This window comes from Empedobacter sp. R750 (genome assembly GCF_030324345.1).
GTDB lineage: Bacteria > Bacteroidota > Bacteroidia > Flavobacteriales > Weeksellaceae > Empedobacter > Empedobacter falsenii_C.
Genome location: NZ_JACAGF010000003.1, coordinates 287,858 through 296,179, shown reverse-complemented (window position 1 = coordinate 296,179; position 8,322 = coordinate 287,858). Strand labels below are relative to the sequence as shown.

Below are 8,322 nucleotides of genomic sequence, written 5' to 3'. Positions count from 1 at the left end.
AAAATAATTCACAGAATTTATGCACTAATTAAAAATCAAAATATTTATAAAAATAACTTGGTTTTGTCATAGAAATCCTGATGAACCTTGGTTTTCTACTGGAGTTTTAGCTAAATTGATAACATCAGTAAATTTGAAAGCTTCTTTACTATTTTCACTAACATTTTTGTTCAAAGAATTAACTAAATTGTCTTGTGCAGACGCCAATTGAGCTGAAGCTAAAAATAAAGCTGAAGCTAAAACTGGATAAAAAATTTTACGCATTTTTAAATTTATTTTGTGTGAGTATTTTATAAGTAGCTAATTTCACGAAAATGTTAACAATAAACCTATAAAAATTTAAAGTTTTTTTAATAAAACTTCTTAGTAATCATTTACACAATACATTTGGTAAGCTAAAACAAGCTTGTTTGTAATCAAATTTTCTTGGCAAATATTACAAACAGATATGATTGAGATAAACGTAGATTTACATTCATTACAAACAGACATGTTTTAGATTAATGTAGCCTTACATTTATTATAAACAACCTTGTTTGTAATCAAATCTTCTTGACGGAGATTACAAACAGATATGATTTAGATAAATGTAGATTTAAGTGATTAAAAGTAACCATCAAGGTTAAGGATTTTGTTCAATTAATAAATTGAATTTATTAACGATATTTAAAGGTAAAGGATAGTCAATTATATAATTTTCCCAATAATTATTATAATAATTTGAAGAATTAAAGTTGATTGAATTGTATTTTTTTCTTCCATTATCAAAATCAGAAAGGAGTTCTTTTGTAAGAAAAATTTCTGTTACAATTTCTTTTTTACTTCCAAATAAATCTTCATTTTGAATTAAAGTAAAAAATTGAGGAACTCCTTTTTTATCCCATTTTCCAAAATAACTTAATGATATTTTTATATTTTTTTTACGAGAAAAATTTAAAACAAAATTTATACTATCATTCTCAATTCCTTGATAATATTTACCAATTATAGAATCTTTACTGTTATAAACATCAAAATTATCTTTAGAAATTTCTACTTTTTTATATTTTTCATGACGATTATAACTAGGAATATTCCAAAATCCATAATAATCATTCATTATAGAGACTTGCGTTTTTTTATTATTACCTTTTATCTCAGGATTATAAAAGTTTCTATATTGTAAAACATACCTTTTTACTTTTAATTTATCTTTAAATTCTTCCTTTGGATAAAGATAATAAGCTTCTCCATCTACAAAATCTGTTAAACTATCATTTTTGATTATCCAACTTCTAAAATAAGATTTTAATAAAATGTATTTTGTTTTATTCTGAATATTGACTTCATTTAAGTTTATAATATCATCTTTCTGACAGAACAAAGTTGAACTAACAAGTAAAAATAGTAACGATAAATATTTCATTATTCAATGTTTATAAAAACTAAAGTAAAATATTTTTTTTAAAACTGACTTAATATCCCAAAGTGGATTTTAGATTCTTTGAAGTCGAAAGAAGTTTCGTCTGTTTTACCAACTGCATAACTCAAATTGAAAATTCCCATTTTCGTTAAAAAAGAAATTCCAGTTCCTAAACTTAATAAAGAAGTGTTCAGATTTGCGCGTTTGTTATCAATAAAACCATAATCGGCGAAAAGTCCAATATAAAAAGCTTCGCTTGGAACAAAACGATAATCTGCACTCAAAAATCCGTACATATTTGCGGTAATACTTTCTTCGTTAAAACCTCTAAAACTCCCGAAACCTCCAATTCTGTACAATTCGTTTTCGGAAAAATCATCATCTTTTGTGAGTAAACCTCTAAACTCTGCACTAGCTTTTAAGAAATGCTTTTTGGATAATTCGAATAAACGAAACGTTTTTAGACCAACTTCAACTTGATTGACGGTTTTATTTTCCAAATCTTCTGTCCACGAGAAGTTCTTTTCCTTTTTACGAATCGAGTTTACCGCAACATTCAACATTGATTTTCCTTCCATCAAACGAAAAGGATGTTTCAGGAAATAGTGATAACTCAAACCAAAACCAATTTTCGAATAATCGTCGTAGCTCGATTTTAGATAGGAATCATCTTCCAACAAAAAGTTAGACGATTGTATAATTCCGCTCACACCAATATTTGAGTTGAGGTTGAGTTGATAAAATAATCGCTCCGAAAAATCTAAATTTACAAAAACAGAATCTTGCTTGAAAAGCTTGAAATTCGTTTCCGAACCAACCGCGGATTTGAACAAATAAGGTACTTTAACACCAATATTCAACGACGTATTTTTGTTCGCTGTTCCAATCCAATTTAACCTGATTTCCTCCAAACTATTGAACGCATTATTCAACGAAAGCTGCACATTTCCGTTCAATCTAAAATCGCCGTTATCATCAGTCCCAAAACCTAAAACGCCATCAAAATAATTTGAATTCACTTTGCGAGGATACAAATATAAAATCGTCGAATCGGGCTTAAATAAAGTTTGTGGTAATTGCGCTTCTGCAATATAATTGGTTTGTTGCATTAATGTCGAAATCGTTGCCAACTTCTGTTCATTGTAGACTTCGTCAGTTTTTATATTAAGTCCGTGACGCAAATAACCTTTTGATAATTTTTCGTAACCAACCAATTTTACACCATCAATTTTGCGCTGATTTCCTTTGTCTAAAACCAATTCAATTTTCTGTTCATTTTGTTCAAAACCATTTGGAATAAGTTTTATTTGCGCAAACGGATAACCTTGATTAGTGTTGATTGTGGCGATTTTATTTAGAATAGAATCTAAATTATTCGTTGGGAAATAATTATTTTTATTTTCGAACAATTCATTGTTTTTTACCCAAATTGTTTGGTACAATTTTCCTTTATTTAGATAAACTTTTTCATTTTTTATAGAATCAATCGTCAATGTATAATAACCCGTTTTTTGAAGCGAATCTAAAGATGAATCAAGATTTTTGCTTTCAAAATCTTTTGTATACGATTTTGTATCATCATTATACCGTAAGAAATGATATTTTTTTTCTTGTCCAAAAAGCAAAATAGTTTGGATAAAAAAGAAGAATATATAGCCTAAAAATCGCATTGTTGTTTATAATAACGTGTAAAATAGATGTTAAGTATTTGTTTTACTGATATCTATTAGTGTTCGTTTGAAAATTAAAAATTATTTTTGACTTCAAATTTAAGATGAATGTTGAAATTATTTAAAATTACTGGATATTTAGAAGCTATTTCTGCGATAGTTTTGTTTTTTATCGCAATGCCAATGAAATATATTTGGGAAGATCCTACTTGGGTAACACACGCAGGACGCGTACACGGAGGATTGTTTATAGCTTATATTATATTGGTTTATTTATTGAAGGAAAAATACAATTGGTCTTGGAAAATTTTTATGATCTTTTTTGTTGCTGCAGTTATTCCTGGAGGAACAATTTGGGCTGAAAAAAGATTAATCGAAGGCAAAAAATACAAACAAATGTTGTCTGAAGAAGCGAAATAAGACAACGATTAGATAAAAAAGTAAAAACCTTAAACGTTATTGTTTAAGGTTTTTTTATGTTTTGGAATCAAATTTTTCTAAATAAAAAAGCCGAAGATTAATCTTCGGCTTTTACAGAGCGGGAAACGAGACTCGAACTCGCAACATTCAGCTTGGAAGGCTGACGCTCTACCAATTGAGCTATTCCCGCGTAAATTTTCAAATCAAATTAAAAAGTACCTCAGGCGGGACTTGAACCCGCACGTCCTAATGGACACAGGATTTTAAGTCCTGCGTGTCTACCAATTCCACCACCAAGGCAAAATTTGATTTTTGAATTTAATATTTCAAAGAGCGGGAAACGAGACTCGAACTCGCAACATTCAGCTTGGAAGGCTGACGCTCTACCAATTGAGCTATTCCCGCGTTGTGAGTGCAAATATAAGGTCATTAATATTACTTTTGCAAGTGTTTTTCGAATAAATTTTACAACTTTTTTCTAATAAATTAATTTTGAAATATTTGACTTGTTGATTTTTTTTTTGAGAAATTAGGGAAAAATATAATTTGAATGACATTTGAAGAGTTATTAATACTAATTGAAAGAAATAATTTCAAGTCGAAAGTAGATTTTACGATTGCAATTAAACTTTTTGATGCAGAAAATGATTGGCCCGAAGAATCAATTACAATAAATGAATTTATAAATAAAGTTGAAATGGAAATTGGAGACGATATTTTTTATCAAAATTTAGTTTTTAAGTTAGATTCATATAATTCTATAAATAATGCTTGGAAAATAGAAAGCTTGATGTCAGTAAAAGATATTTTAGAGCTTGATGTCACACGAAATTTCAAATCAATTATTAATGAATTTATTGAAAATAATAAAATAGAGTTATGAAAATTCCTACAATTCATGGTATCATAGAACGCAGAATGTTAATCAATTTTTGTGTAGAACCGCACTATATTGAGAAGATTTTGCCTCGACCTTTTCGTCCAAAATTGTACAAAGGAAAAGCAATTGCTGGAATTTGTTTGATTCGATTGAAAGATATAAAACCAAAAGGTTTACCTGATTTTGTAGGAGTTAATTCTGAAAATGCAGCGCATCGAATTGCGGTTGAGTGGGAGGAAAATGGGGAGACAAAAGAAGGTGTATATATTCCGAGGAGAGATACTTCGCTAAAATTGAATGCGCTTGTTGGTGGTCGAGTTTTTCCTGGTAAACATTATTTTGCGAAGTTTAATGTTATAGAAGAAAACGATAATTATCATTTAGATTTCACGAGTTCTGATGATACGCGAATTGAAATTGATGCTAAAAAAGCTGTTGAATTTAATTCTAATTCGATTTTCGAAACGTTGGATGAGGTGTCAAAATTCTTCGAGAATGGTTCTATCGGTTATTCTCCAAATGGAAATAATTTTGAAGGTTTAAAACTCGAAACCTATAATTGGGAAGTAGAACCTTTGGAAGTTTCACATGTAAAATCAAGTTTTTTTGAAGATGAAACAATCTTTCCAATAGGTTCTGTTCAGTTTGATAATGCAATTCTTATGACAAATATCGAGCATGAATGGAAGTCGTTAGAAAAGATAAAATGTTTGTAATCTATTCTTTCTTCAAAATAAAATCTTCTTCATTCGTTTTTCCTAAATTAAACTGAAATATTTCGCCATAATTTACAGGAATTTTGAATGCATTTTTGATTGGAATTTGCAACAAATAACACCACATCAAACGAATGATTCCTCCATGTGCAACAATCAACACTTTTTCGTATTGAGCATTTCGTAATTCGTCCATAAAATCAAAAAGACGGGCAGACATTTCTTGCATCGATTCGCCATTTGGCGTTTTAATTTCGACAAAATCGACGTACCAAGGTTCTATTTCTTCCGAAGGAATTTCGTTCCACGATTTCATTTCCCAATCTCCGAAATTGAATTCTTTTAATCGATCATCAAAAATAATTTCATTCGAGAAAGTTTCTGCCAATCGTTGACAACGACTTAATGGACTTGAAAAAATTACCTCAAAATCGTTTTCAATTTTAGTATGAATTTGTACAACTTCTTGATGAAAAGTGTCAGCTAATTCCACATCAGTTTGCCCGTAACAAACCGATGAAGGAACATTAACTTTTGTATGTCGAATTACAGAAACTTGCATAGTATTAAAACGCCAAGGTAAAACAAAACTTCGGTAACTTGTTGCACAGTTCCCAAGCAATCGCCTGTGTATCCGCCAATATATTTTTTGAAATACCAGCCCAAATAAACTTTTCCGATGTAACAAAGTGGTAAAATCAACAAAAATTTCCATTCGCCAAAAACAATAAAAGGTACAAGACAGAAAAGAAAACTAATAACAAGATTTTTTATCGGAAGTGCTTTGTTTGCCATCGGTTTCGATTTACTTTTGTCAATATCTGTCACATATTCGTGCGTATAAATCATCATTCCAGAAAAAAAGCGACTAACCGAATGTGCTGCGATCAAGCTGAAAATCATCAACCAAAAATTATTTTCGGCAATATGTTGAAGTGATGTAAATTTTAATAACAACAATAAGATAACGCCAATTACACCGTAAGCTCCAATTCGGCTATCTTTCATAATTGTCAAGATTTTTTCTTTGCCATAACCGCCTCCAAAACTATCGCAAACATCGGTAAAACCATCTTCGTGAAAGGCGCCAGTCAGCAAAACACTTGTAATCATTGTGATAATAATAGCGATATCAATTGGTAAAATAAATTGACAAATTGTATAAATCAACGCGTTAAAAGCGCCAACTAATAAACCAATCGCCGCGTAATATTTTTGTGATTGATTCATAATTTCGTTGCTGTATGGAATTTTGAACGGAATTGGAATTCGTGTAAAAAACATCAAAGCTGTTAAAAAATAAGTGATTTCCTTTTTTAGCATTCTACTTCAGTTTCTTTGTTACTAACGCCTGCAGATTCAAAGCTTGCCATATCATTGTAGAAATTCACTGCACTTTTTATAATTGGATAAGCCAACGCACAACCTGTTCCTTCGCCAACACGCAAATTGATGTTCAGAATTGGTTCTTCGTTGAAATAATTCAATAAATATTGATGTCCAGATTCGTCACTTTGATGACAAAAAATAGCATTATTTAGAATTTCTGGTTTTAATTTAGACGCAACCAAAATCGCTGCCGAAGCAATGTATCCATCAATCATCAACAACATATTGTGTTCATAAGCAGATAACATTGCAGCTGTCATTTGCGCAACTTCAAAACCTCCAAAAGTCGCTAAAATTTGTTTTGGATCAGTAATTTTTCCATGCGTATTTTTTGCTTGATTAAGAATATTGATTTTATTCTGTAATTGCTCATCATTCAAACCAGTTCCGCGTCCCACACACTGCTCCAAAGGCAAATCGGTCAAATAATGTACAAGCATCGACGCAGAAGAAGTGTTCCCAATTCCCATTTCGCCAAAACCAATAATATTAGTCCCATTTTGGGCGATTTCGTTCACAATTGTCTTCGAATAATCAAAACATTGTTCCAATTGATCTAAGGTCATGGCAGGTTCGTACAAGAAATTTTTGGTTGATTTGGCTACTTTACAATTTTTCAAAACCGAATAATCCTCGAAATGATAATTTACACCAGCATCAACAATGGTTAAATCAATCTCATTTTGATTACAAAAAACATTAATCGCCGCTCCATTATTTAGGAAATTAAAAACCATTTGAGGTGTAACTTCCGCAGGATACGCACTAACACCAGATTGCGCAATTCCATGATCGCTTGCGAAAACAATTAGATGTGGATTGATTAATTCTAACTGTTTTTTTTGTTGAACCAAACCAATTTTAAGTGCGGTTTTTTCTAATAAACCTAAGGCTCCTAGCGGTTTTGTTTTAAGATCAATAATGTGTTGAATTTCTTCTTTTTGCATTTTATACTAAACTAAATTTTAATAAAAAAATGCTTTCGAAATCAAGTGCAATCAATTCAACAAATAATAAAATACATGTAGTTTTGATTGAGCTTCAATCGCGAAAGCATCATCTAAAAAGTGGTCTGGCTTATAGTTTTTCTCTACTTACAGTTGCGCGACAGCTCGAGATTTGCACTCGATTCCCTTTTGTGTTAGCAAGGTAAGAAAATAATCATAAAAGCAAAAAACTATTCTTTAATAGCAATTATTCCTTGTATTCTTGGTTCTATTTCAATATCTCCCATAATAATTTCTTCCGCTACGAAATCTGCTACATTCAATTTTAATTTTTTTGGTAGATTTTTGCTTGTGTAATTTTTATTAATTTCTATGTTTTTTTCGTTTGAAGCTAATCGAATATTAATTGGTAAACCTTTTTGGATATCACATTTTATAGTGTATTCTTCATCAATTTTTAAAGTTTGTTCTATCAGTTCACCATTAATCAATAATCGGAAAGTAGAAAACTCTTGAATTCTTGTGTTAGAACTTTTAGTAACAATTATTTTAAATTCAATCGATTCATTTTCTATAGAATTATTGATCGGTAATGGATTGTCATGGCAAGCTGTATTAGGTTTTTGAGCTTTTGATGAAGTACTCATTAATCCATAAGCAGAAAAAATCATGACATTGGAAATCGTTTTTTTGAAAAGATTTTGACCTAATTGGCTTGGATGAAAAATACCACAGTGAACACTGTTTCTTTCAAATTCATTCGAAATTTCGTCATTTGTCAAGTTAGAAAAGTCAGTAATTTTATGTTGACATTTTGCGCAAAAATTATCATCTCGTAATTTTTCTTTGCATGGAGTTGGGATTGTGATTTTCATATTTTTTAAAGTTTAGATTTATA

General features: G+C 30.3%; 10 protein-coding genes, 3 tRNA genes and 1 riboswitch. Of the genes, 3 read left to right on the top strand and 10 right to left on the bottom strand.

Annotated elements, in window-relative coordinates:
• Positions 1-66: 66 nt before the first annotated feature.
• The 3 genes from HXZ74_RS05515 to HXZ74_RS05505 form a co-directional block, all read right to left on the bottom strand.
• On the bottom strand, positions 67-264 hold the full coding sequence (locus tag HXZ74_RS05515; RefSeq protein ID WP_353619253.1) for a hypothetical protein: 198 nt from the start codon (positions 262-264) through the stop codon (positions 67-69).
• Between the two features lie 358 nt (positions 265-622).
• A complete protein-coding gene (locus HXZ74_RS05510) occupies positions 623-1,405 on the bottom strand; it encodes a hypothetical protein (protein ID WP_115001667.1) in 783 nt (260 codons plus the stop codon).
• Positions 1,406-1,443: 38 nt separating this feature from the next.
• Positions 1,444-3,072, bottom strand: coding sequence for a BamA/TamA family outer membrane protein (locus HXZ74_RS05505; RefSeq protein ID WP_115001666.1), 1,629 nt, complete (start codon positions 3,070-3,072; stop codon positions 1,444-1,446).
• A 108-nt stretch (positions 3,073-3,180) separates the two neighbouring features.
• On the opposite strand from HXZ74_RS05505, the gene HXZ74_RS05500 reads away from it, so the two are divergent.
• Positions 3,181-3,492, top strand: a complete 312-nt coding sequence (locus HXZ74_RS05500) for a DUF3817 domain-containing protein (protein ID WP_115001665.1) — start codon at positions 3,181-3,183, stop codon at positions 3,490-3,492.
• A gap of 117 nt (positions 3,493-3,609) precedes the next feature.
• Here the strand turns inward: HXZ74_RS05500 and HXZ74_RS05495 are convergent.
• The 3 genes from HXZ74_RS05495 to HXZ74_RS05485 all read right to left on the bottom strand — a co-directional run bounded on the left by HXZ74_RS05495 (position 3,610) and on the right by HXZ74_RS05485 (position 3,897).
• Positions 3,610-3,682: transfer RNA gene (locus tag HXZ74_RS05495), tRNA-Gly, on the bottom strand.
• Between the two features lie 26 nt (positions 3,683-3,708).
• Positions 3,709-3,792, bottom strand: a tRNA-Leu gene (locus HXZ74_RS05490).
• Between the two features lie 32 nt (positions 3,793-3,824).
• Positions 3,825-3,897, bottom strand: a tRNA-Gly gene (locus tag HXZ74_RS05485).
• A 145-nt stretch (positions 3,898-4,042) separates the two neighbouring features.
• On the opposite strand from HXZ74_RS05485, the gene HXZ74_RS05480 reads away from it, so the two are divergent.
• Positions 4,043-4,375 (top strand): hypothetical protein, encoded by a 333-nt coding sequence (locus HXZ74_RS05480; RefSeq protein ID WP_115001664.1) that lies wholly within the window; start codon positions 4,043-4,045, stop codon positions 4,373-4,375.
• Positions 4,372-5,088 (top strand): DUF2071 domain-containing protein, encoded by a 717-nt coding sequence (locus tag HXZ74_RS05475; RefSeq protein WP_115001663.1) that lies wholly within the window; start codon positions 4,372-4,374, stop codon positions 5,086-5,088. Before HXZ74_RS05480 ends, HXZ74_RS05475 begins: the two co-directional genes overlap by 4 nt.
• A gap of 1 nt (position 5,089) precedes the next feature.
• Here HXZ74_RS05475 and cobC read toward each other — a convergent pair whose 3' ends face one another.
• The 4 genes from cobC to HXZ74_RS05455 all read right to left on the bottom strand — a co-directional run bounded on the left by cobC (position 5,090) and on the right by HXZ74_RS05455 (position 8,299).
• A complete protein-coding gene (gene cobC / locus HXZ74_RS05470; RefSeq protein WP_115001662.1) occupies positions 5,090-5,650 on the bottom strand; it encodes an alpha-ribazole phosphatase in 561 nt (186 codons plus the stop codon).
• Positions 5,635-6,411, bottom strand: coding sequence for an adenosylcobinamide-GDP ribazoletransferase (locus HXZ74_RS05465; protein WP_286474212.1), 777 nt, complete (start codon positions 6,409-6,411; stop codon positions 5,635-5,637). The genes cobC and HXZ74_RS05465 overlap by 16 nt, the downstream gene beginning before the upstream one ends.
• On the bottom strand, positions 6,405-7,424 hold the full coding sequence (gene cobT, locus HXZ74_RS05460) for a nicotinate-nucleotide--dimethylbenzimidazole phosphoribosyltransferase (RefSeq protein ID WP_286474210.1): 1,020 nt from the start codon (positions 7,422-7,424) through the stop codon (positions 6,405-6,407). Before cobT ends, HXZ74_RS05465 begins: the two co-directional genes overlap by 7 nt.
• Positions 7,425-7,524: 100 nt before the next feature.
• Positions 7,525-7,645, bottom strand: a riboswitch (cobalamin riboswitch).
• Positions 7,646-7,654: 9 nt separating this feature from the next.
• Positions 7,655-8,299: a hypothetical protein gene (locus HXZ74_RS05455; protein ID WP_286474207.1), complete on the bottom strand. Its 645-nt coding sequence runs from the start codon at positions 8,297-8,299 to the stop codon at positions 7,655-7,657.
• Positions 8,300-8,322 lie beyond the last annotated feature (23 nt).

What these genes read in the sequence shown, in the direction of transcription:
- HXZ74_RS05515 (WP_353619253.1), bottom strand. Translation starts at nt 264, where the DNA reads ATGCGTAAAATTTTTTATCCAGTTTTAGCTTCAGCTTTATTTTTAGCT.
- HXZ74_RS05510 (WP_115001667.1), bottom strand. Translation starts at nt 1,405, where the DNA reads ATGAAATATTTATCGTTACTATTTTTACTTGTTAGTTCAACTTTGTTC.
- HXZ74_RS05505 (WP_115001666.1), bottom strand. Translation starts at nt 3,072, where the DNA reads ATGCGATTTTTAGGCTATATATTCTTCTTTTTTATCCAAACTATTTTG.
- HXZ74_RS05500 (WP_115001665.1), top strand. Translation starts at nt 3,181, where the DNA reads ATGTTGAAATTATTTAAAATTACTGGATATTTAGAAGCTATTTCTGCG.
- HXZ74_RS05480 (WP_115001664.1), top strand. Translation starts at nt 4,043, where the DNA reads ATGACATTTGAAGAGTTATTAATACTAATTGAAAGAAATAATTTCAAG.
- HXZ74_RS05475 (WP_115001663.1), top strand. Translation starts at nt 4,372, where the DNA reads ATGAAAATTCCTACAATTCATGGTATCATAGAACGCAGAATGTTAATC.
- cobC (WP_115001662.1), bottom strand. Translation starts at nt 5,650, where the DNA reads ATGCAAGTTTCTGTAATTCGACATACAAAAGTTAATGTTCCTTCATCG.
- HXZ74_RS05465 (WP_286474212.1), bottom strand. Translation starts at nt 6,411, where the DNA reads ATGCTAAAAAAGGAAATCACTTATTTTTTAACAGCTTTGATGTTTTTT.
- cobT (WP_286474210.1), bottom strand. Translation starts at nt 7,424, where the DNA reads ATGCAAAAAGAAGAAATTCAACACATTATTGATCTTAAAACAAAACCG.
- HXZ74_RS05455 (WP_286474207.1), bottom strand. Translation starts at nt 8,299, where the DNA reads ATGAAAATCACAATCCCAACTCCATGCAAAGAAAAATTACGAGATGAT.